Genomic DNA, 20,489 nt, shown 5'->3' with positions numbered 1-20,489 from the left:
AGTTCCATTGGTCGAACAGCGCCCATCCGGGAAGTGCCCCGCGAGCCGATGCCCACCGCAACGGGGCCTCTTTCCATGATACCAGAACAAACTTTGCCGGAGCAGCGTTACGCCGCGTTCCGGCACAAAGCCTTCCTCAGCTATTGGACGGCGCGCTTTCTCACCACCTTCGCGACCATGATCGTTTCCGTCGCCGTCGGCTGGCAGGTCTATGACCTGACGCGCGATCCGTTCGACCTCGGCATTGTCGGCATCGTCCAGTTCCTGCCATCGCTGCTTCTGGTGCTGGTGACAGGTGTCGTCGCCGACCGCTTCGGCCGCCGGCTGATCATGACCCTGGCGACATTGGTCGAAGGCGCCTGCGCGCTGGCTCTGCTGTTTCTGACCCTGCGCGGCCTTACGACCCCGCTGCCGATCTTCGCCGTACTGGTCATGTTCGGCATTGCCCGAGCCTTCTATGGGCCGGCTTCGTCCTCGCTGTTCGCCAATCTCGTGCCGCAGCGGGATTTCGCCAACGCCATCGCCTGGAACTCCTCCGCCTGGCAGACGGCGACGATTGTCGGCCCTGTCGCAGGCGGCTTGCTCTATGGCGTGTCGGCGGAGGTGGCCTATGCCACGGCGGCAGTCCTGATGCTCGCTGCCGCGTTGCTCATCTTCACCATCCCCAAGCCCGCGCAACAGACGGCCACGGACAAGCCGACAATGGAGACGCTGTTTGCCGGCTTCCGCTACATCTGGAGCGAGAAGATCGTGCTCGGCGCCATCTCGCTCGACCTCTTTGCCGTGCTTCTGTCCGGCGCATCGGCACTGCTGCCGGTCTATGCCCGCGATATTCTGCAACTCGGCCCCTGGGGCCTCGGCCTGCTGCGCTCGGCGCCGGGCATCGGTGCCATTTGCGTCGCCATCTGGCTTGCCGGCCATCCGATCCGCGATCACGCCGGCAAGATCATGCTGAGCTTCGTCGCGGCGTTCGGCGCCTGCACAGTGCTGTTCGGCCTGTCGACCCTTACCTGGCTGTCGATAGCGGCACTTGCCCTGCTCGGCGCCACCGACATGTTCAGCGTTTACATCAGGGAAACGCTGATCCAGCTGTGGACGCCCGACGCGGTGCGCGGCCGCGTCAACGCCGTCAACCAGGTCTTCGTCGGCGCCTCCAACGAGGTCGGCGAATTCCGCGCCGGCACCATGGCGGCACTGATCGGCACGGTTCCGGCGGTGGTGATCGGCGGCGTCGGCGCCGTCGCGGTTGCCGGCCTGTGGGCCTATCTGTTCCCGGCGCTGCGCAAGGTGAGGCACCTCAAGGGACGAAACTGAAGGCTTCATCGGTATCGGCGGGGCCGCGAATCTGTGCTAAGCCGCCGCCCAATCAACGAAAGGACGACACCTGTGAGCGAACCGACCGTGGCCGAGGCGACCGAAAATATCTATGCGTCGCTCCGGGCGGACAATGCCGACATCGACGCGCATATCGCGACGCTTAAGGCGGCGCTGACACGCGAGGGGATGAAACAGGCGATCTTCGATCCTGCCAAATTGGCGCAGAACAACCGCTCGGGCCGCAAGTTGATGCAGGCTTACTTTCGGCAGCGCGGCGTGAGCGTGAGGTTTTCGGAGTAGTTTCCACACTCCGAAAACCGATGGTCGGCCACATTGGCGGCCACTGGTCTGCCCTAACGCGCCGCCGGCCCGCCAAAAATCATCCGCAAGAACTCGTCGAGCCAGCGCTTCAGGTGCATGTCCCAGATCAGCCGGCCGCCGAGATGGTCGCGGCCGGGCTGGGCGCCGGGTAGCTCGAAACGATGGGCGCCGCGCACCACCCAGCGCTGCATCATCACCCTGGTGAGTTCGCCATGGAACTGGATGCCCCAGGCATTGTCGCGATAGCGGAAGGCCTGGTTGGGATAGGTCTCGTTCGTGGCCAGCAGCGTCGCGTCGCTCGGCAGCGAAAAGCCCTCGCGGTGGAACTGGTAGACCATTTCGGGCCAGTGCATCAGCTTCCTGCCGGCCTCGGTCCCCTTCAGCGGATACCAGCCGATCTCCACCAGCCCTTCGCCGTGGCCCTCGACCTTGCCGCCGAGATGATTGGCCAGCATTTGCGCGCCCAGGCAGATGCCGAGCAACGGCCGGTTTTCCCTGAGCGGGACTTCCAGCCAGTTGGTTTCGCGGCGGACGAACTCGTCCTCGTCATTGGCGCTCATTGGCCCGCCGAACACCACCGCGCCGGCATGGCCATCCAGCGTTTCCGGCAAGGCGTCACCGAGCGGCGGGCGGCGAATGTCGAGATCGAAGCCTTCTTCCAAGAGCATGTGGCCGACGCGTCCGGGGCTCGAATTCTCCTGATGCAGCACGATCAGGATCTTTGGCTTCGGGCTCGTTGCGCGCTGCATCGTTGGGCGAAATCCCGTCTATTCGTCGCTTGACGTCCCGCGCGCGCCTGGCGCATGCGCCGCGGCCTGGCGGCGCGCCTCGACCCGGTCGTGGCGCTCGACGCCGATCAGCTCGGCAACGCGCCACACCGTATTGTCCTCGAGCTCATGCAGCTCGCCATCGGCATAGACGATCTCCCACATCAGGCCGATGAAGGCCTTGCGCCCCTCCGCGTCGAGATGGCGCTTGAGCACGCTGGTGAAGGCATAGAGGTCGATCGCCTCGTTGTCGGCGCGCTCGCCGGCGGCGACGAGCGCTTCGAGTTCGGCACCACTGATCGAATAGCTCTGCGCCAGCAGCGCCTTGAAGCGCTCCCACTCGACATCCTGGCGCACGCCATCGGCATTCATCACATGGTAGAGCAGCGCCGAAGCCGCGACGCGCGGATCGTCCGCGCTGGTGTGGCTGGCCGAGCCGGCCGGTAAATCCCTGAGAAACGACAGAACGCGCTCGAACATCAATTCATTCCCAAACGGCCCGATGGCCAGGTCAAATCACCCGATGGCCAAAATCAAAACAGCCGGAACCGGCGTGGCGACTTTTCCGCCTCGTCGTCCGGATCGACGCCTGGATCGTCCGGCAGGCGCGCCAGTTCTTCCGCCGGCTCGACGGCCTCGGCATCGGCCGGCACCGCGGCAAAGGCGGCGGCCGTGACCGGGGTGACATGATCCTCGCGGCTTTCGGCGTCCTTGCCCGTTGCCTCGTTGCCCGGGGCGGCATGATCGATCACCTCGACCGGCTTTTCAGGCCTGCCCGTCGCCTCGATGGCTACCACCGGGGCATCCGGTTCAACATCGCGACTGTCGATCAGTTGGCCAAGGCGTTCCATCGGCGCGCGCCATTCGAAGGCGTCGAGCCGCCCGGTGACCGGCGAGACCGGCGCCCAGCGCTCGGAGACGATGCCGTCGGCGACCCAGGCCGGATCGCGCGGCGCCCGAACCGCCTTGGAGAGCAGCTGCCGTACTTTGCCCTGGTCGCCGGTCTCGGCCTCCTCAATGTCGGCCAGGAGCAGATAGGCGCCCTCGCGGCGGTCCATGCGGATCGCGGCTTCGGCCTCGCGGCGGGCGGTCGACAAATCCTGCGCGTCGAGCGCCGCACGCGCCACCGTCATCGACGATTCGGTGTGGTTCTTCTTCATCTCCTGCAGCTTCTTTGCCCGGTTGAGCCGATCAAGCACGGCGTCGCCAGGCCTAGCATGGGTGTAAAGCTCGGCAATTTCGGGATGCGGCTCGGCCTTCCATGCGGTCTCGAGGATCTTCGAGCCCTTGCGCACGTCGTTCTGTTTGAACAGCGCGGCGGCGGCGGCAACGGCGGCAGGCGCGAAGTCGGGGGCGAGTCTGTTGGCCTCGATCGCCGCTGTCCTGGCAGCCGCGGGATCGCTGTCGGCGAGCGATTGCGCCTTGGCGGTCAACAGCACGGCGCGGCGGCGGTTGGCGGCATCGCGCTCGATCTGCCGCGTCGACTTCTGCGCCTCGACCAGTTTCAGCGCACCGTCCCAATCGCCGCGCGCGGTCAGCTCCTCCAGCGTCGATTCGGCCGCCCATGCCAGTTGCGGCGCCACTGCGGCGGCGCGGCCGGCATAGTGCCGGGCGGCGTTGCGGTCGCCCAGGCGCTCGGCTTCCAGATAAAGCCCGCGCAGGCCAAGCAGCCGCATTTCCGGATCGTCGAGCATGCTCTCGAATTTTTGCCGCGCACCTTCATGGTCGCCTTCGAGCAGCGATGCCTGCGCTTCGAGCAGATGGATCAACGGCTCCTGGTCGGAGCGGATCAGCTTGGCGGCTTCCTTGGTCTTCTTGCGGGCCAGCGCCCCATCGCCGGCGCCGGCGGCGATCATGCCGGTCGACAGCGCCTGATAGCCACGGTCGCGGCGGCGCACGCGGAAATAGCGCGAAATTGTGTAGGGGCTGTTCCACAGCGACTTGATCAGCCACCAGACGATCATCACCGCCGCGACGACGGCGACGACGGCCACCGCCGCCACCATCAGGCTGACCTGGTACTGATAGCCGTTGAAGGTGACGACCATGTCGCCCGGCCGGTCGGCCAGCCAGGCAAAGCCCAGCCCGAGCGCGAAGACGACGATGAGGAAAGCGAGCAGGCGGATCATCGTGTTGCCCTCATGCCTTCATCGCGCCGGAGATCAGCGCGTCGACCTGGGTTTCGACCTCGATGCGCGCCTTCAGTTTGCCGGCAAAGTCGGCGCCCGCGGCCTTCGCGGCTTCCGGCAGCGTGTCATATTCGCTGAGCGCCTTGGCGTAGTCACCCTGAGTGACCGCAACCTCCATGCGCGCCACGGTTTCCGGCGCACCTTTACCTTCGACGGCCCCGATCGGCCGGATCTTGACCAGTGACTCGGCGCTCGACATCAAATTCTGCAGGAAGCCGGCATTCTGGTCGACCGGCGTGGCGGCGGCGACCATGGCATTGGCGGCGACGTCCATCTGCGAGGCGATCTCGGTGCGGGTCGGCACGCCCTTTTCGGCATAGGCACGCAAGGTCGCAAGCTGCGGCGCATCAGGCGAGATCGCGGCCAGCGTATCGAGTTCGGCCGAAAACGGCGCGCCACGGTCGAGCGCGGCCTTGAGCGCGGAAGCCGCGATGGCGATCGCGATCTTCGGCTGCGACGCCTGTGCGTCGACCTTCCCGGAAAGCTGCGACACCGATTGCTCGAGCGCGGCAAGCCGGCCTTCCTGCGCCTTCGCCGCCTCGCCCGTCGACTTCACCAGCGCATCGAGACCGGCCATTTTTTCGTTGAGTGGGCCGAGATCGACGGGCGCCGCGCTGCCGGCCTTGCCGAGAGCGGCGACGGCCGTTTCGATCTGCTTGACCTTGTCGCCAAGTGCGGCGAGCCCGGCATTGTCGCCGGCGCCGCCCTTTTCGACCGCCGATTTCAGCGCCGCGACATCGCTCTTGACCTGGTCGAGCGCCGACGACAGGCCGTCGACCTTGGCCGATGCACCATTGTTGTTGCCGGCTTCCCTCATGTCTGCGATTTCGCTCTTCAACGAGGCGATCTCGCCATTGACGCCGTCGAGCGAGGCACCGGGAGCGGAACCCGGCGCGCCGAGCAGGCCGGCAAATTGCAGGCCACCGGCGCCGACCAGCGCGATGACACCGCCGATGATGCCGGCGGCGATGCCGTTGAGGCCGCCCCGCTTCGGCTGCGCTGCCATCGGCTCGCTCCTTGAGTCGGTTTTTCCGGCAGCCGCATTGGCGTCGCCGGTCTTTGTGCTAGCGTCCTCGAAGCTGTAGTCGAACGCCCTGGCCTGGTTGGGAGGTGTATCCGAACCGGGGTAAGGCATTTCCGGCTCGGCGGCTTCGGCCTCGGCATGCGGCGGCGCCTCTGTGCCGGACCGCCCGGCGGCGGCGTCGCCATGCTCCCAGGGTTCGAGATCCGCCTGATCGGCATGCACCGGCTCTTCCGGGAGCGCTGGTCGCGAGGCGTTCGCGGATTCCTCGGCCCTCGCCTCGTCGGTCTGGACGGTAACCTTGGCGGCATCCTCGTCGACGATGCGTGAGACGGCGCCCGGATCGAGGTCGATGGTCACCGGCTCGCGGCGGCTTTTCGAGTGTCGCATCTTCGGCGTCTTGACCATGCATGGGCTCCGCAAATTCGCTTCGTCTCAACGCGCGGCGGCGCGTGATGGTTCTAAAAAGGGTCTAGCACATCACCAAGCGGTGAAAAGGGGCGGTGTGATGACGCGGGTCAGGGCCGTACCCGCAAAAGTGCCAGCAGCGCCTCCTCGTCGGGCCGTGCGGCGACACGGATTGCTTTGCCGGCGCTGTCGCCGAAGGCGGCGGCGATGCGCGCGGAAAGGACAAAAAAACGCGTCTTTTCAAAGGCTTTTTGCAGGGCGGGTCGTCTGGCCAGGACCTGCATCGCGGCAGCGGCGTTGGCCGAATAGAGCAGCACCACATCGACCGCTTGGCCTGATAGCAGCGGAAGGATCGCTTCGTCCGAATAGCTCACCGCAAGCGTGTCATAAGTCTCTACGGCATGGACCTGGACATACGCTGCTTCCAGCTTCTGTTCGAAGGCAGCAAACCGCACGCGCCCACAGAGATAGACGATCGTTTTGCCGGAAAAGGCGGTCGCCATGCCGTCGGCCAGCGCCTCGGCATCGCCAGGCCCCTCGCTGACCGACAGAAAACCGACTTTGCGCGCGGCCTCGGCGGTCCTCTTGCCGACAGCATGACAAGGCAGCCTGGAAAGCGCCGCTACCAGATCTCCAGAGGCATGGCGCACGGCATTGGCGCTGGTGATGGCGACGGCTGCGACATCGTCCGGAACCGCCTTGGCATCGACCGGCAGTGCCGTCGTCTCCGTCAATGGCAGGAGAAGAGGCTCAAAACCCATTTCTTTCAGCTTTCGCGCCGTGCGCGATGCACCGGGCTCCGGTCTGGTGACCAGGACGCGAAGCATTTTCAGAGCCAGCCGTCGAAGAACTTTTCGCCGGCCCTGGCGCGAACCGCCCGCGCGGCGTCAGCCCCTATTTCCGCCGCGTCCGTGGCCTCGCCTTCCAGCCGGACGTCATGCCACTCCGTGCCGTCGGGCGAGATGATCAGCCCGGCAAAGGACAGTTTCCCGCCCGACACCGTCGCATGGCCGGCGATCGGTGTGCGGCACGAGCCGTCGAGCGTGGCGAGAAACGCGCGTTCGCAGGCCAAGGCCTGGCCCGTCGGCACGTGATGGATCGCCGCAAGCATTGTCTCGATATCACGGTCGCCGACGCGCGTTTCGATGCCGATCGCGCCTTGTCCCGGCGCCGGCGGAAAATCCTCCAGCGGCATCAGGTCGGTAATCACGCCTTCGAGCCCGAGCCGCTTCAGCCCGGCATAGGCGAGAATGGTGCCCTCGGCGATGCCTTCATCCAGCTTGCGCAGCCTCGTCTGCACATTGCCGCGGAACATCACCACCTCGAAATCCGGCCGCATCCTACGGATCAGCGCCTGGCGACGGAGCGATGACGATCCGACCTTGGCGCCATGCGGCAGATCGGCGATCCGCCCGACCGCCTTGCCTATGAAAGCGTCGCGCGCGTCCTCGCGCGGCAGGAAAGTGGAAAGCTCTAATCCGCCCGGAAGCACCGTCGGCATGTCCTTCGACGAATGCACGGCGATGTCGATACGCCCGTCGAGCAGCGCTTCCTCGATTTCCTTGGTGAACAGGCCTTTGCCGCCGGCCTCCGACAGAGGCCGGTCCTGAATACGGTCGCCGCTGGTCGAGATGGGTACCACTTCAAACGCCTGCTCGGGAAGGTCATGCCCTTTCATCAGCCGCACACGCGTCTCATGCGCCTGGGCAAGCGCCAGCGGGCTGCCGCGCGTTCCGATTTTGCAGGTTCCGATTTTCAAAGTTTGCATGGCGCGCGGTCCGTGATAACCCCCGAGCGAAATCGAGGTCTTGCCGGCCTTTTCCTAATGGGGAATAGCCTCATAAACAATCTCTTGGGATAGCGACGAATTGATCCGCGTTCTGGGCATTGAGACGAGTTGCGACGAGACCGCCGCCAGCGTCGTGGCGCTGGAGGGCGATGCCGCGCCGAAAATCCTGTCCAATGTCGTGCTCTCCCAAATCGAGGAACATGCCGCCTTCGGCGGTGTCGTGCCCGAGATCGCCGCGCGCGCGCATGTCGAGGCGCTGGACGGCATCGTCGAGGCGGCGCTCGCCGATTCGGGCGTGGCGCTGGCCGATATCGACGCGATCGCCGCAACCGCCGGTCCAGGCCTCGTCGGCGGGCTGATCGTCGGCCTGATGACGGCCAAGGCGATCGCCGCCGCGGCGAACAAGCCGCTGATCGCCGTCAACCACCTCGAAGGCCACGCCTTGACGGCGCGGCTGACCGACGGGCTCGAATTCCCCTACCTGCTGCTGCTGGTCTCCGGCGGCCACACGCAGATCCTCGCCGTGCGCGGCGTCGGCGAGTATCAGCGCTGGGCCACCACCATCGACGACGCGCTCGGCGAAGCCTTCGACAAGACCGCCAAGATGCTCGGCCTGCCCTATCCCGGCGGTCCGAATGTCGAGAAGGCGGCGCTATCGGGCAACCCGTCGCGCTTTGCCTTCCCGCGGCCGATGAAGGGCTCGGCGCAGCCCGATTTTTCCTTTTCCGGCTTGAAGACCGCCGTGCGCCAGGCGGCAACCGCGATCGAGCCCCTGAGCGACCAGGATGTCGCCGACATCTGCGCGTCGTTCCAGGCGGCGGTCGCCGATGCATTGGCCGACCGCGTTTCTCGCGCCCTGGCACGCTTTCGCGAGACATTCCCTGGCACGAAAAGCCCGTCGCTGGTCGTCGCCGGCGGCGTCGCCGCCAACCGCGCCATCAAGGCGACGCTGGAACGGCTCTGCGCCGAGGCCGGCTTCACCTTCGTCGCGCCGCCGCTGAAATTGTGCACCGACAATGCCGCGATGATTGCCTGGGCCGGCATCGAGCGGCTGCGCGCAGGCATGGCGCAGGAGAACGGCTTCGATTTCGTGCCGCGCTCGCGCTGGCCCCTGGACAGCGTCTCGACGCCAATGGTCGGCTCCGGTCGGCGCGGAGCCAAGGCATGACAGATCGGGCCACGAAGAGCGCGGGCCGGGGCAAAAGTGGCTGGCGTGTCGCCGTGCTCGGCGGCGGCGCCTGGGGCACGGCGCTGGCGCTGGCCATGCTGCGCGCCGGCCATGCCGTGCGGCTGTTCGCGCGTGACCCTGAAACCGTGGCCTCGATCGGTCGAGGCGAGAACCCACGCTACCTGCCCGGCATCGCCATCGCGCCAGGCATCGAGGCAACGAGCGACATCGAGGCGGCGCTCACTGGCGCCGATTGCGTGCTGGCGGTGACGCCGGCGCAGGCGTTGCGCGCGACTCTGGCGGCCGCGAAGGATCATATGCCGGCCGGCATTCCGCTCGTGCTCTGCGCCAAGGGCATCGAGCGCGACACCGGCGCCTTGCTGTCGGCAATCGCCCTGGAAATCCTGCCGCGAAACCCGGTCGCCGCCTTGTCCGGGCCGAGCTTCGCCAGCGATGTCGCCCGCGGCCTGCCGACGGCGGTGGTGGTGGCCGCCGGCGACGAGGCGCTCGCCGCCGACCTTGCCGCCCGTTTCTCGGCGGAAAACCTGCGCTGCTATTCGAGCGACGACCTGATCGGCGTCGAGATCGGCGGCGCCTTGAAGAACGTCTTCGCCATCGCCGCCGGCGCCGTCACCGGGGCCGGGCTCGGCGCCAGCGCCCAGGCCGCCATGGTCACGCGCGGCTTCGTCGAGCTGCGCCGCATCGGTGCCGCCTTCGGCGCCAGGCCCGAGACCCTGATGGGGCTTTCCGGCCTCGGCGACCTGCTGCTCACCTGCTCGTCCACCCAATCGCGCAATTTCGCTTATGGGCTGGCGCTCGGGCAAGGCAAGGCGCTTTCCGGGCTGCCGCTGGCCGAGGGCGTGCCGACGGCGGCCATCGCCGCCCGCATCGCCGCCGAGCGCAACATCGATGCGCCGATCATCGCCGCCGTGGCCGCCATCCTGGACGGCACCATCACCATCGGCGAGGCCGTGACGGCCTTGATGACCCGGCCGCTGAAGACCGAGACCAACGATTGACGACCATCAGGAGAAAGACATGCTGTTTGCACTGATTTGCAAGGACAAGCCCGGAAGCCTGCAGGTGCGCGTTGATACGCGGCCCGCGCATGTCGCCTTTCTCGAGGCGCTGAATGGCGAGAAGAAGCTGGCCTTCGCCGGCCCGTTCCTCGATGCTGATGGCAAGCCGAACGGCACGCTCGCCGTGATCGAAGCGCCCGATATGGCCAGAGCGCAGGCGCTGTCGGCCGCCGACCCCTATGCCAAGGCAGGGCTGTTCGAGAGCGTCGAAATCCGCCCGTGGAACTGGGTCTTCAACAAGCCGGCGGCCGGCTAACCGGCAGGAGAACGAAAATGAACTACTGGCTGTTCAAATCCGAACCCTCGGTTTTCTCCTTCGAGGCGTTGAAGGCCAAGGGCAAGGCCGGCACCCAATGGGACGGCGTGCGCAACTACGCCGCCCGCAACAACATGAAGGCCATGCAGATCGGCGATCTCGGCTTCTTCTACCATTCCAACGAGGGGCTGAACGTGGTCGGCATCGCCGAGGTCTGCGCGCTGGCCCATCCCGACACCACATCGGATGATCCGCGCTGGGAGTGTGTCGACATCCGCGCCGTCAGGGACGTGCCGAACCCGCCGACGCTGGAAGACGTCAAGGCCAATCCAAAACTGGCCGAGATGGCGCTGGTGCGGCTCGGACGGCTTTCCGTGCAGCCGGTGACGCCGGCCGAATGGAAGGAAGTCTGCCGCATGGGCGGCCTGACGCCTGCGCCGTGACGGCGCTCACTCCCGACAGCGCCAGGCAGTTCATTCTCGACAACACGGCGCTGATGGCGCCGCCGCATGTACCGGAGATTCTTCTCCACCTCGCCGACGAAGCGCACGATCTTTGGCAGCGGACCGAGGACGAACTGGTCGAGATCGGCCTGCCGCCGCCCTTCTGGGCTTTTGCCTGGGCCGGCGGCCAGGGCCTCGCCCGCTATGTCATCGACCATCCCGCCATGGTGCGAGGCAAGCGCGTGCTCGACTTCGCCTCGGGTTCCGGCCTCGTCGCCATCGCCGCCGCGAAGGCCGGTGCGGCGGCCGTGACCGCCGCCGACATCGACCCGTTCTGCGCCACCGCGGTTCGTCTCAACAGCGAGGCCAATGGTGTGCCGATCGAATTCCTCGGCGCGGACTGTATCGGCACCGATGCGGGCTGGGACGTGGTCCTGGCTGGCGACGTCTTCTATGACAAACCCTTCGCCGACCGGCTGATGCCGTGGTTTTCGGCGCTCAAACGGCGTGGCGCCGACATACTGGTCGGCGATCCCGGCCGGTCCTACCTGCCGCGATCGGGGCTGGCGCCGCTTGGCGTCTATCAGGTGCCGGTGACACGGGCGCTCGAGGATGCCGAGGTCAAACGTACGACCGTGTGGCGACTGCTTGACGCCATCGCCGAACAGGCGTTTCCATAAACCGCATCTGGAGGGGGAAGCTCATGGATTTTTCAGCAGTGAACTGGATGGCGGTGGTCGCCGCCGCCGTCGTCGCATGGCTGTTCGGCGCCGCCTGGTACATGGCGTTGAGCAAGCCCTGGCTGAAGGCCGCCAAGCTCGATCCGGCGACGATGAAGAAATCGCCGCTGCCCTTCGTCATCTCCTTCATCGCGGAACTGATTATGGCGCTGGTCATGGCCCTGGTCGTCGGCGCGATGACGGGTGGTGAGCCGACCTGGCTGGCGGGGCTGATCTTCGGCTTCGTGCTTTGGCTGGGTTTCGTCGCCACGACGCTGTCGGTCAACCATCGCTACGAGAATTTCGGCTGGGACCTGACCCTCATCGATGGTGGCCATTGGCTCGGCGTGCTGCTGATCATCGGTGTGGTGATCGGCTGGTTCGGCGCCGTCGCGGCCTGAATGGAGCGCTAGTTTTGATGGCGGACGAAACCGGCTTTCCGCGCGACCTGGTGTTCAGCCGGATCTGTCATGTCAAGAATGGCTATGACGACCGGCGCCGGCATATCGTGCGCGAGTTCGAGCGGCGCGGCGTGCCGGTCACCTTCTACACCGACTGGGACCAGCCTGACATCACGCCCGATATCCGGGCCGAACTGGTCGCTCCAGACTTTACACACCCGGCGGCTGTCTCGCTGGCGCTGAAGCATGTCGGCATCTGGCGTGATTTCCTCGAAACCGACCAGCCCTATTGCCTGGTGTTCGAGGATGACGTCTTCCTCGCTCGCGACTTTGTCGCCAAGTTCCGGCAGGGGCTCGCCGAACTCGGCGATCCCAACCGCAAGGCCGTCATCTATCTCGGCAATGGAAGCAACTACTACACGCCGAGCTGGAAATTGCGCAAAGGCCAGAAGCTTTACCCGGCGCTCCATGCCCGCTGCGCCGATTCCTACCTGATCACCCGGCCGGTCGCCGAAGCCCGTTGCAACTGGATTGCGCAAAACAAGATATACACGGCCATCGACCACCAGATCGAACAGATGGACGAGAAGCTCGGTGTTGAAATGCTGTGGTTCGAGCGGCCGATCGTCGAGCAGGGCAGCGAGAACGGCGCTTTCCAAACGTCCGTCGCCGGCAAGAGACAGCCGCTTCTCTACAAGAAGCTGAAATGGAACGTGAAAAAGTACCGGCGCATGATCTTCGGCCACAACGCCCGGTCCTAAGGAAGGCCGAACCTCGCGAAGCCGCCTACAGCTTGTCCGCGCTGCGCGTCCTCGCCACCTCCTCCAGAATCCATTCGCGGAAGGCGACGATACGGGGATCCTCGGCTGTCGCCTGCGGATAGACAAGGAAATAGGCGAATTCCGGCGCAACCCTGATGCTGAGCTCGAAGGGCCGCACCAGCCGGCCCTCGGACAAGTCGTTTGCCACCATGGCGAAATCGGCGAGCGCGACGGCATTGCCGTCGAGCGCTGCCTGGACGGCATCCGTGGACGTGCCGAAGACGACGGTGCGGCTGTCGTCGAAATCGTTGATGCCGGCCGCCGCCATCCACATGCGCCAGTTCGGCCATGTCACGCCCTGGCGGGCCCATTCGATATGGGCAAGCGTGTGGTTGAACAGGTCGCGCGGCTCGCGCAGGGGCGGCCCGGATGCCAGGAGGCCCGGACTGCACACGGGAATGATGATGTTGTCGAACAGGCGATGCGCGCAGAGCCCCGGATATTTGCCGGCGCCGAAGCGGATGCCGACATCGACGTCGTCGAGATCGAAATCGCGCAAGCCATAGGCGATGTCGAACCTGAGTTCGATGCCCGGCCGCAGTTTGCGGAAATTCTCGACGCGCCGCATCAGCCATTTCGCCGCGAACTGGGCATCCAGCGTCACTTTCAGGAATTCGGTGCCGCGCGCCATCTTGCGCGCCCGCATCACCGCCCGGCCAAGCAGGTCGAGCGTGTCGGTCGCCGCCTCGTACAGCACCGCGCCCGCTTCCGTCAGTCGGATGGTGCGGCTGGTGCGGGTGAACAGCACGATGCCGAGCTGATCCTCGATTTCCTTGATCTGATGGCTGACGGCGGCGGGCGTCAGGCCGAGCTCGTCGGCGGCGCGGGTGAAATTGAGGTGCCGGGCCGCCGCCTCCAGCGTTCTTAGCGCCCGCGTTCCCGGCAACAGGGCCGCCATCAGCGCCCGGCCCGATCGAAGCGATCCATGAAGCCTCAATTCTCAAATAAAACTTGATGATGAGAAAAGAACTACTCGTTTCTCGTTTGTTTTTCAATCCGGCATGATTGCAGCATCAAAACACCATCAAACCGGATTTGATGTCCGGAGTATAGGAATCCCATCATGTCTCACATCGTTCTTCACCCTGCATACATCGCCCGGCCAAGCTGGCTGTCGGCTGCCCGTGATTGGCTGCGGCAGGCCAGGGTCGCGATCAATCTTGCCCACCAGGACGTCGAGGACCTGTCCGACCGCCAGTTGCGCGATATCGGCGCCGCCCGCAAGGACATCGCGAAGGCCATGGACCGTGAGACCGGCCGGCTGGGCCTTCTCGACATCGGCTGGCAGCGGAATAGGAAGAGGTAGGGAGTAGGGAGTAGGGAGTAGGGAGTAGGGAGTAGGGCAGATGATGGGGCCTGGGCGTGCCTGCTCCTACTGAAGACTTTCCCTATTCCCTATTCCCTATTCCCTATTCCCTATTCCTTACCTCACCACCCTCACCACCGTCCGGTCCGACAGCAGCGGCAAAAGCCGCGCCATCGTGCGCGCGGTCACCGCAACGCAACCTTCCGTCGGCGTAAAGCCGGGGCGCGCCAGGTGGAAGAAGATGGCGCTGCCGCGCCCGCGGCGGCGCGGCGCGATATTCCAGTCGAGCACCAGGCAGGCGTCATAGAGCCGGTCGTCGCGCCGCATGCGTTCGTGGCTGGCGCCATAGGGAATCCTGACCGGCCTGTTATAGTTGCGGTCGTCTGGTACCTCGCACCAGCCGAGATCCGGCCCGATCGGCGCCATAGCCAGCCGCGTCTTGCGGCCGGCGGCAAACTGATCCCCCCGAAAATAGCCCGCCAGGATGCGCATCGAAGCGAGCGGCGTGGCGCCGTCGCCTTCCCGCTTGCCGGACGAGATGCCGCCGCGCCCGAGCGCGCACGCAAACACCGTTTTGCCGGCCTGCAGCAGGCCTTGGCTTGGGTGGCCTGGCCTCGCCCGCACGGTCAGTACGGGCAGCCCTTTTGCCAAAATTGCGCCGGCTGCATTGCGATCGCGTTTTTTCTTGTATGATCGTGCCACGGAACAAATCACTGTGATCGGCTATTGTGCCGGCCAGCTTCCGCATAAATACGCAGCGGTCAACTGAATTCACTTTTCAAAACAACGGATTGATCCATGACCTCACGTACCATCCTGATCGTCGACGACGATGACGACCTGCGCGGCACATTGGTCGAGCAACTGTCCCTCTACGAGGAATTCGACGTGCTGCAGGAATCCACTGCGGCAAAAGGCGTCACCGCTGCGCGCGGCGGGCTCATCGATCTGCTCATCATGGATGTCGGCTTGCCCGACATGGATGGCAGGGAAGCGGTGAAGATCCTGCGCAAGGGCGGCTACAAGGCGCCCATCATCATGCTGACCGGCCACGACACCGATTCGGACACGATTCTGGGCCTCGAGGCCGGCGCCAACGACTATGTGACCAAGCCGTTCCGCTTCGCGGTGCTGCTTGCCCGTATCCGGGCGCAGTTGCGCCAGCACGAGCAGAGCGAGGACGCGACCTTCTCGGTCGGCCCCTACACCTTCAAGCCCAGCCAGAAACTGCTCATTGACCCGCGCGGCGGCAAGGTGCGGCTGACGGAAAAGGAGGCCTCGATCATCAAATATCTCTATCGCGCCGACCAGAAGGTGGTAACGCGTGACGTGCTGCTGGAGGAAGTGTGGGGATACAATTCCGGCGTCACCACGCACACGCTGGAAACCCATGTCTACCGTCTGCGCCAGAAGATCGAGCGTGATCCTTCCAATGCCGAAATTCTTGTGACAGAAAGCGGCGGCTACAAGCTGGTTCCTTAAACATTTCACTATCCAATGAGCGGTCTGGACGGGGCCGTTTTCGGGTACGATCCTGTTGGAGGGGGATTCAGGAAGCGTACCGCAGAGGAGGGGATTGGACTGACCGTTCGGGGACACAGCTAGATGGCGCTGGATGACGACATCCGCATCCTGTCCGCCGTGAGGCTTTTCGAGGGCTTCACGCAGGAACAGCTGCGCCTGCTCGCCTTCGGTGCCGAGACCACTTTGGTGCAGGCGGACCACAAGCTTTATCGCGAGGACGACGTGGCCGACTCGGCCTATGTCGTGGTCAGCGGGCTCATCGTGCTCTATCGCGAGCAAGACGGCGAGCGCATCCCGATTGGAAAAGTCGGCCCCGGCACGATGCTCAGCGAACTGGCGCTGATCGCCGACACCAACCGGCTGACCAGCGCCTCGGCCGAAATCGACTCGGAAGTGATAAGGCTGAGCCGCAAGATGTTCCGGCGCATCCTCGAGGAGTATCCGGAATTGGCGGTGAAACTGCACCAGCGCATCTCCGAGGAATTCCACGACATGATCCGCCGCATCGAGGAACTGGCCCCGCGCTTTTCGGGTTGAGGCACAACCAGCGGAACCACACTACATTCGTCGCGAAACCTACGTGGCACTAATCCAGATCAAACCTGGCGATGACCGGCACATGGTCCGAAGGCCGGTCCCAGCCACGTGCCTGCCGGAGGATCTCATAGCCGGCAAAATCAGGCACCAGGTTTGGCGACGACCAGACATGGTCGAGCCGTCGGCCGCGATTGGACGCCTCCCAATCCTGCGCACGATAGCTCCACCAGGTGTAGAGCTTCTGTTCCGATGGCACGTTGAGCCGCATCAGGTCGACCCAGCCGCCGGCCAGCCGCATCGCCTCGAAGTTTTGGGTCTCGACCGGCGTGTGGCTGACCACGTTGAGCAATTGCTTGTGCGACCAGACATCATGCTCCAGCGGCGCGATATTGAGGTCTCCGACCAGCACCGAGGCCGACACCTCGTCATGCTCGGCCCGGATGGCATTCATCTCGGCGACGAAATCGAGCTTGTGCCTGAACTTCCTGTTGATCTCGGGATCCGGTTCGTCGCCGCCCGCGGGAACGTAGAAATTGTGCAGCAGGATTGTCTTGCCGCCGGCCCGCACCGTCACCGACAGATGCCGGCTGTCCTCGATGTCGCAGAAGCGGCGCCTTTCGACGACCTCGATCGGCCGCCGCGCCACCGTCGCCACGCCGTGATAGCCCTTCTGGCCATGGAAGGCGATGTAGGGATAGCCGACCTTGCGAAAGGCTTTTTCGGGAAAGAGCTCGTCCGGGACCTTGGTTTCCTGCAGGCAAAGCACATCGGGCGCATACTCATCGAGCAGGCGTTCGATGATCGGCATGCGCAGGCGCACGGAGTTGATGTTCCAGGTCGCGATCGAAAAGGGCATGCGGAGGAGTCCGGCGAGAGATCGCCGAACTACTGCCAGCCGCACGCCGGAAAGACAAGCGAGGCGACGAAACCTACCTGGTTTTCGTGTTCAGCTCGCGATTGGCCGTATAGTCGATGGCGAAGGTGTCCGGCGCGAAACTGACGCCTTCCTTGGTGTTGAAGATCATCACCGTCGTGTCCTTGCCCTGCGCGTCGGTAATCGTCCACTGCCGCAGGTCGTAGGTTTTCGGGTCGAACATCATGGTGATTCGCGCATTGCCGAAAACCGACTTGTCGGAGAGCTGGATGGTGGTGAGGTCGTCCTCTTCCTTGACGCTCTTGACGCGGTCGCCGGAGAGGTCGATGCGGTCGTCGAGCAGCAGCTTCAGCGGCGTCTTTGATAGCGGATAAAGGTCCGACGTGTTCAGTTTCTTGTTGAGGATAGCAACTGATCTGCCGTCGGAAATCACCCGGAAATTCGAAGCTCCGTCATAATTGAAGCGGATCTTGCCCGGCCGTTCCAGGAAGAATTTGCCGCCGGTCTGCTCGCCTTTGGGGCCGAACTGGACGAATTCGCCGCTCATCGATTTGACCGCTGAGAAATGGTCGGCGATCTTTTGCGCCGCCGGAGGCGCGGCCGCCTGCGCCGAGGCCAGCAGCTCGAATCCGGGCACCACGTTGAGGGCGGCGGCACCGGCGAACACAAGACCGAGGCCAAGCAACTGGCGGCGTGTCGGGGCAAGATCGCTGAGCGCTGAAAGATCGTTTTTCATATCGGTCACTCTCGTTTGATTCCTGATTTGGTCGCTGTCGTGAACCCCCAGTTGGGCTGAAGTTTGGCGAGGCGATCGCTGCTCAATCGCTTGAACGCGCCAGCAGGTTCAAAGTTGCCGCGAACTCCCACCAGCTAGAATTTGTCGTCTTCGGTCGGCACCAGGATTTCGCGTTTTCCGGCATGGTTGGCCGGGCCGACAATGCCTTCCTTTTCCATCTTCTCGATGATCGAGGCGGCCCTGTTATAGCCGATGCCCAGACGCCGCTGGATGTAGCTGGTCGAGGCCTTGCCGTCGCGCAGCACCACCGAGACCGCTTGATCGTAGGGATCGTCGGAATCCTCGAAATTGCCACCGCTTCCGCCACCGGAACCGCCCTTTCCGGACGGCTCGTCGTCGTCCTCGCCGTCATCCTCGGTGATGGCGTCGAGATATTCCGGCACGCCCTGCAGCTTCAGGTGCCCGACGATCTTCTCGACCTCGTCATCGGAGACGAACGGCCCGTGCACGCGCTGGATGCGGCCGCCGCCGGCCATGTAGAGCATGTCGCCCATGCCAAGCAGCTGCTCGGCGCCCTGCTCGCCCAAAATGGTGCGACTGTCGATCTTCGACGTCACCTGGAAGGAGATGCGGGTCGGGAAATTGGCCTTGATGGTGCCGGTGATGACATCGACCGAGGGACGTTGCGTCGCCATGATGACATGGATGCCGGCGGCGCGCGCCATCTGCGCCAGGCGCTGGACGGCGCCTTCGATGTCCTTGCCGGCGACCATCATCAGGTCGGCCATTTCGTCGATGATGACAACGATATAGGGCATCGGCTCGAGATCGAGATTCTCGGTCTCGTAGATCGCCTCGCCGGTCTGGCGGTCGAAGCCGGTCTGTACGGTGCGCGAGATCTTTTCGCCCTTCTTCTCGGCCTGTTGGACGCGGGCGTTGAAACCGTCAATGTTGCGCACGCCGACCTTGGACATCTTGCGGTAGCGGTCCTCCATCTCGCGCACGGTCCATTTCAGCGCCACCACGGCCTTCTTCGGATCGGTCACGACCGGCGTCAAAAGATGCGGAATGCCGTCATAGACGGAGAGTTCGAGCATCTTCGGATCGATCATGATCAGCCGGCATTCCTGCGGCGTGAGCCGGTAGAGCAGCGACAGGATCATCGTGTTGATGGCGACCGACTTGCCCGAACCGGTGGTGCCGGCGACCAGCACGTGCGGCATCTTGGCGATGTCGACGATGACGGCCTCGCCGTTGATGGTCTTGCCCAGCGCCAACGCCAGCTTGGCCTTGGTCGTCTCGAAATCGCGGCTGGCCATGATCTCCCTGAGATAAACCGTCTCGCGCTTGGCGTTTGGCAGCTCGATGCCGATGGCGTTGCGGCCGGGTACGACGGCGACGCGGCAGGCGATCGCGCTCATCGAGCGGGCGATGTCGTCGGAGAGGCCGATGACGCGCGACGACTTGATGCCCGGCGCGGGTTCGAGCTCATAAAGGGTGACGACCGGACCCGGGCGAACGGCGATGATCTCGCCCTTGACGCCGAAATCCTCCAGCACGCCTTCGAGCAGGCGCGCGTTCTGTTCCAGCGCGTCCTTGGAAAGACTTGGGTCGCGCGCGACGTTCTTGGGTTCGGACAGGAAATGCAGCGACGGCATTTCGAACGTGTCCGAACCGATCAGCGAGGTCTGCGCCTCGCGCTGGACGCGGGCGCCAGGCACGGGTCGCGCCGCCGGCGCCTCGACCCGGGTGGCGGCATCGGAACGGAATTGCTGGACCTTGGCAGTGGGGGCACGCCGCTGGGCGACGGGCTCGTCGTCGAAATCCATGTCCTCGTCGTCGCGGCCGAAGACATCGTCGTCGGCCGGATCAACGGAGACGCCGCGGTCGTTCACCATGGCGGCGAAGAATTCCGGTTCGACACGGGCGCGACCGTCCTGGCTCATGCGGGATTCGGCGAACTCGGCCGACTCGACCCGTTCGGCGGCACGTCGCCAAGCACTGGCGCGTGGCTCCATCTCCGGCTCGAACTCATCGCGCTCCTGCCTGCGGCGCACCGCGCGGCGATGCATCCACGCGCGCAACGACAGCCACCAATGGGTGATGGCGCCGAGCGCCAATATGCCCTCGTCACCCTCGTCCTCGTCATTGTCGAAGAGAAGCTCGTCCTCGCGCGGGTCCGCCGCGGCCGGTTCTTCCATCACGGCGAAGCCGTTCTTGCGCCCGATCAGCGCCGCGCCATAGGCGAACAGCCAGAGCGCCGGTGCAGCCAGCAATATGGCGAGCACGCTGGCGACCAGTCCGGTCGGATAGCCGCCGATGAGGACGCCGGGAATCTTGAGCACCATGTCGCCGAAGACGCCGCCGAGGCCGGTAGGCAGCGGCCAGGTCTTGGGCGGAACCACGCAGCCCGCGATCGCGGCGGCGAGCAGCGCAAAACCGAACCAGAACAGCCCGCGCTTGGGCAGCCGGTCGACGCCGCGCGCCGAAAACAGCAGATAGCCCCAGACGACGGCCGGAACCAGCGCGGCAACCGCGGCAAGGCCGAAGAACTGCATCGCAAGGTCGGAGAAGACCGCGCCGGCATAGCCCATGGCGTTGGTGACGGTGTTGGCGGTGGCGTGCGAGAAGCTCGGGTCGGCGACGTTCCAGGTCGCGAGGCTTGCGACGGCGAAGGCGGTGAACGCGAACAGGCCGGCGCCGACCAGCCGGCCGACCTGGCGCCGCGCGAATGCCTGGATGCCGCCCCCGGTATCGGTCAGCGCAAGCGGTGCTGAAGCCCCTGAACGCATGCTCTTCCCCGTCTTGATTGC

Annotated in this window: 23 protein-coding genes; 12 read left to right on the top strand and 11 right to left on the bottom strand. The window is 64.9% G+C overall.

The annotated features are described in order from the left end of the window. Positions 1 to 75 precede the first annotated feature (75 nt). Both EN804_RS30655 and EN804_RS30650 read left to right on the top strand, forming a co-directional pair. Positions 76 to 1,314, top strand: coding sequence for an MFS transporter (locus EN804_RS30655; protein WP_127872852.1), 1,239 nt, complete (start codon positions 76 to 78; stop codon positions 1,312 to 1,314). Between the two features lie 72 nt (positions 1,315 to 1,386). Beyond that, positions 1,387 to 1,617: a hypothetical protein gene (locus EN804_RS30650; RefSeq protein ID WP_135921992.1), complete on the top strand. Its 231-nt coding sequence runs from the start codon at positions 1,387 to 1,389 to the stop codon at positions 1,615 to 1,617. Between the two features lie 53 nt (positions 1,618 to 1,670). Here the strand turns inward: EN804_RS30650 and EN804_RS30645 are convergent, their stop codons facing one another. The 6 genes from EN804_RS30645 to hemC all read right to left on the bottom strand — a co-directional run bounded on the left by EN804_RS30645 (position 1,671) and on the right by hemC (position 7,791). Then, positions 1,671 to 2,387, bottom strand: a complete 717-nt coding sequence (locus tag EN804_RS30645) for a glutamine amidotransferase (protein WP_127277928.1) — start codon at positions 2,385 to 2,387, stop codon at positions 1,671 to 1,673. An 18-nt stretch (positions 2,388 to 2,405) separates the two neighbouring features. Beyond that, the gene (locus EN804_RS30640) at positions 2,406 to 2,885 is read right to left on the bottom strand and encodes a TerB family tellurite resistance protein (protein ID WP_135921991.1); all 480 of its coding nucleotides are present in this window, start codon (positions 2,883 to 2,885) and stop codon (positions 2,406 to 2,408) included. Positions 2,886 to 2,938: 53 nt separating this feature from the next. Next, positions 2,939 to 4,534 (bottom strand): heme biosynthesis protein HemY, encoded by a 1,596-nt coding sequence (locus EN804_RS30635; protein WP_127277926.1) that lies wholly within the window; start codon positions 4,532 to 4,534, stop codon positions 2,939 to 2,941. Positions 4,535 to 4,544: 10 nt separating this feature from the next. Then, positions 4,545 to 6,023 carry a COG4223 family protein gene (locus EN804_RS30630; protein WP_135921990.1) on the bottom strand — a complete coding sequence of 493 codons (1,479 nt, stop codon included), beginning with the start codon at positions 6,021 to 6,023 and terminating at the stop codon, positions 4,545 to 4,547. Between the two features lie 110 nt (positions 6,024 to 6,133). Further along, positions 6,134 to 6,850, bottom strand: a complete 717-nt coding sequence (locus EN804_RS30625) for a uroporphyrinogen-III synthase (protein WP_135921989.1) — start codon at positions 6,848 to 6,850, stop codon at positions 6,134 to 6,136. Positions 6,851 to 6,852: 2 nt separating this feature from the next. Further along, positions 6,853 to 7,791 (bottom strand): hydroxymethylbilane synthase, encoded by a 939-nt coding sequence (hemC, locus tag EN804_RS30620; RefSeq protein ID WP_135921988.1) that lies wholly within the window; start codon positions 7,789 to 7,791, stop codon positions 6,853 to 6,855. Positions 7,792 to 7,894: 103 nt separating this feature from the next. Between hemC and tsaD the strand changes: the two genes are divergently transcribed. From tsaD to EN804_RS30585, 7 genes are read left to right on the top strand one after another with little or no spacing between them, the layout of a single operon-like run. After that, complete coding sequence (gene tsaD, locus EN804_RS30615) at positions 7,895 to 8,980, top strand: tRNA (adenosine(37)-N6)-threonylcarbamoyltransferase complex transferase subunit TsaD (RefSeq protein WP_189343598.1); 1,086 nt, start codon at positions 7,895 to 7,897, stop codon at positions 8,978 to 8,980. Beyond that, complete coding sequence (locus tag EN804_RS30610; protein ID WP_127872846.1) at positions 8,977 to 9,999, top strand: NAD(P)H-dependent glycerol-3-phosphate dehydrogenase; 1,023 nt, start codon at positions 8,977 to 8,979, stop codon at positions 9,997 to 9,999. The genes tsaD and EN804_RS30610 overlap by 4 nt, the downstream gene beginning before the upstream one ends. A gap of 19 nt (positions 10,000 to 10,018) precedes the next feature. Then, a complete protein-coding gene (locus tag EN804_RS30605; protein ID WP_135921987.1) occupies positions 10,019 to 10,315 on the top strand; it encodes a YciI-like protein in 297 nt (98 codons plus the stop codon). A 17-nt stretch (positions 10,316 to 10,332) separates the two neighbouring features. Next, the gene (locus tag EN804_RS30600) at positions 10,333 to 10,758 is read left to right on the top strand and encodes an EVE domain-containing protein (protein WP_127278254.1); all 426 of its coding nucleotides are present in this window, start codon (positions 10,333 to 10,335) and stop codon (positions 10,756 to 10,758) included. Then, positions 10,713 to 11,438 (top strand): methyltransferase, encoded by a 726-nt coding sequence (locus EN804_RS30595; RefSeq protein ID WP_189524134.1) that lies wholly within the window; start codon positions 10,713 to 10,715, stop codon positions 11,436 to 11,438. Before EN804_RS30600 ends, EN804_RS30595 begins: the two co-directional genes overlap by 46 nt. 23 nt (positions 11,439 to 11,461) lie before the next feature. Beyond that, positions 11,462 to 11,878 (top strand): DUF1761 domain-containing protein, encoded by a 417-nt coding sequence (locus EN804_RS30590; RefSeq protein WP_127278256.1) that lies wholly within the window; start codon positions 11,462 to 11,464, stop codon positions 11,876 to 11,878. Positions 11,879 to 11,895: 17 nt separating this feature from the next. Further along, entirely contained in the window at positions 11,896 to 12,639 is a 744-nt protein-coding gene (locus tag EN804_RS30585) for a glycosyltransferase family 25 protein (RefSeq protein WP_127278257.1), read from the top strand. Positions 12,640 to 12,664: 25 nt separating this feature from the next. Here the strand turns inward: EN804_RS30585 and gcvA are convergent, their stop codons facing one another. After that, positions 12,665 to 13,597: a transcriptional regulator GcvA gene (gcvA, locus tag EN804_RS30580; RefSeq protein ID WP_135863394.1), complete on the bottom strand. Its 933-nt coding sequence runs from the start codon at positions 13,595 to 13,597 to the stop codon at positions 12,665 to 12,667. 165 nt (positions 13,598 to 13,762) lie between these two features. On the opposite strand from gcvA, the gene EN804_RS30575 reads away from it, so the two are divergent. Then, positions 13,763 to 14,005 (top strand): hypothetical protein, encoded by a 243-nt coding sequence (locus tag EN804_RS30575; protein ID WP_127278259.1) that lies wholly within the window; start codon positions 13,763 to 13,765, stop codon positions 14,003 to 14,005. 117 nt (positions 14,006 to 14,122) lie between these two features. On the opposite strand, the gene EN804_RS30570 is transcribed toward EN804_RS30575, so the two are convergent. Then, on the bottom strand, positions 14,123 to 14,659 hold the full coding sequence (locus EN804_RS30570; protein WP_167531445.1) for a L,D-transpeptidase: 537 nt from the start codon (positions 14,657 to 14,659) through the stop codon (positions 14,123 to 14,125). A 144-nt stretch (positions 14,660 to 14,803) separates the two neighbouring features. Between EN804_RS30570 and EN804_RS30565 the strand changes: the two genes are divergently transcribed. Then, positions 14,804 to 15,487, top strand: coding sequence for a response regulator transcription factor (locus EN804_RS30565; protein WP_027145512.1), 684 nt, complete (start codon positions 14,804 to 14,806; stop codon positions 15,485 to 15,487). 123 nt (positions 15,488 to 15,610) lie between these two features. Further along, positions 15,611 to 16,066 carry a cyclic nucleotide-binding domain-containing protein gene (locus EN804_RS30560; protein WP_127278261.1) on the top strand — a complete coding sequence of 152 codons (456 nt, stop codon included), beginning with the start codon at positions 15,611 to 15,613 and terminating at the stop codon, positions 16,064 to 16,066. Between the two features lie 49 nt (positions 16,067 to 16,115). Here EN804_RS30560 and EN804_RS30555 read toward each other — a convergent pair whose 3' ends face one another. From EN804_RS30555 to EN804_RS30545, 3 genes are all read right to left on the bottom strand, one after another. Next, positions 16,116 to 16,922 (bottom strand): exodeoxyribonuclease III, encoded by an 807-nt coding sequence (locus EN804_RS30555; RefSeq protein ID WP_135883213.1) that lies wholly within the window; start codon positions 16,920 to 16,922, stop codon positions 16,116 to 16,118. A 73-nt stretch (positions 16,923 to 16,995) separates the two neighbouring features. Next, positions 16,996 to 17,676 carry an outer membrane lipoprotein carrier protein LolA gene (locus tag EN804_RS30550; RefSeq protein WP_135922014.1) on the bottom strand — a complete coding sequence of 227 codons (681 nt, stop codon included), beginning with the start codon at positions 17,674 to 17,676 and terminating at the stop codon, positions 16,996 to 16,998. A gap of 134 nt (positions 17,677 to 17,810) precedes the next feature. Further along, on the bottom strand, positions 17,811 to 20,468 hold the full coding sequence (locus EN804_RS30545) for a DNA translocase FtsK (protein ID WP_127872839.1): 2,658 nt from the start codon (positions 20,466 to 20,468) through the stop codon (positions 17,811 to 17,813). Positions 20,469 to 20,489: the final 21 nt, after the last annotated feature.

The sequence above is a fragment of the Mesorhizobium sp. M8A.F.Ca.ET.161.01.1.1 genome (assembly GCF_004792105.1).
Taxonomy (GTDB): domain Bacteria; phylum Pseudomonadota; class Alphaproteobacteria; order Rhizobiales; family Rhizobiaceae; genus Mesorhizobium.
Note: the sequence above shows the minus strand (reverse complement) of the source record. Positions and strands in the feature narration are given on the sequence as shown.

Bases quoted from the DNA above. Each gene is read 5' to 3' on its own strand.
- EN804_RS30655 (WP_127872852.1), top strand. From the start codon at position 76: ATGATACCAGAACAAACTTTGCCGGAGCAGCGTTACGCCGCGTTCCGG.
- EN804_RS30645 (WP_127277928.1), bottom strand. From the start codon at position 2,387: ATGCAGCGCGCAACGAGCCCGAAGCCAAAGATCCTGATCGTGCTGCAT.
- EN804_RS30640 (WP_135921991.1), bottom strand. From the start codon at position 2,885: ATGTTCGAGCGCGTTCTGTCGTTTCTCAGGGATTTACCGGCCGGCTCG.
- EN804_RS30635 (WP_127277926.1), bottom strand. From the start codon at position 4,534: ATGATCCGCCTGCTCGCTTTCCTCATCGTCGTCTTCGCGCTCGGGCTG.
- EN804_RS30630 (WP_135921990.1), bottom strand. From the start codon at position 6,023: ATGGTCAAGACGCCGAAGATGCGACACTCGAAAAGCCGCCGCGAGCCG.
- EN804_RS30625 (WP_135921989.1), bottom strand. From the start codon at position 6,850: ATGCTTCGCGTCCTGGTCACCAGACCGGAGCCCGGTGCATCGCGCACG.
- hemC (WP_135921988.1), bottom strand. From the start codon at position 7,791: ATGCAAACTTTGAAAATCGGAACCTGCAAAATCGGAACGCGCGGCAGC.
- EN804_RS30610 (WP_127872846.1), top strand. From the start codon at position 8,977: ATGACAGATCGGGCCACGAAGAGCGCGGGCCGGGGCAAAAGTGGCTGG.
- EN804_RS30605 (WP_135921987.1), top strand. From the start codon at position 10,019: ATGCTGTTTGCACTGATTTGCAAGGACAAGCCCGGAAGCCTGCAGGTG.
- EN804_RS30600 (WP_127278254.1), top strand. From the start codon at position 10,333: ATGAACTACTGGCTGTTCAAATCCGAACCCTCGGTTTTCTCCTTCGAG.
- EN804_RS30595 (WP_189524134.1), top strand. From the start codon at position 10,713: ATGGAAGGAAGTCTGCCGCATGGGCGGCCTGACGCCTGCGCCGTGACG.
- EN804_RS30590 (WP_127278256.1), top strand. From the start codon at position 11,462: ATGGATTTTTCAGCAGTGAACTGGATGGCGGTGGTCGCCGCCGCCGTC.
- EN804_RS30585 (WP_127278257.1), top strand. From the start codon at position 11,896: ATGGCGGACGAAACCGGCTTTCCGCGCGACCTGGTGTTCAGCCGGATC.
- gcvA (WP_135863394.1), bottom strand. From the start codon at position 13,597: ATGGCGGCCCTGTTGCCGGGAACGCGGGCGCTAAGAACGCTGGAGGCG.
- EN804_RS30575 (WP_127278259.1), top strand. From the start codon at position 13,763: ATGTCTCACATCGTTCTTCACCCTGCATACATCGCCCGGCCAAGCTGG.
- EN804_RS30565 (WP_027145512.1), top strand. From the start codon at position 14,804: ATGACCTCACGTACCATCCTGATCGTCGACGACGATGACGACCTGCGC.
- EN804_RS30560 (WP_127278261.1), top strand. From the start codon at position 15,611: ATGGCGCTGGATGACGACATCCGCATCCTGTCCGCCGTGAGGCTTTTC.
- EN804_RS30555 (WP_135883213.1), bottom strand. From the start codon at position 16,922: ATGCCCTTTTCGATCGCGACCTGGAACATCAACTCCGTGCGCCTGCGC.
- EN804_RS30550 (WP_135922014.1), bottom strand. From the start codon at position 17,676: ATGAAAAACGATCTTTCAGCGCTCAGCGATCTTGCCCCGACACGCCGC.
- EN804_RS30545 (WP_127872839.1), bottom strand. From the start codon at position 20,468: ATGCGTTCAGGGGCTTCAGCACCGCTTGCGCTGACCGATACCGGGGGC.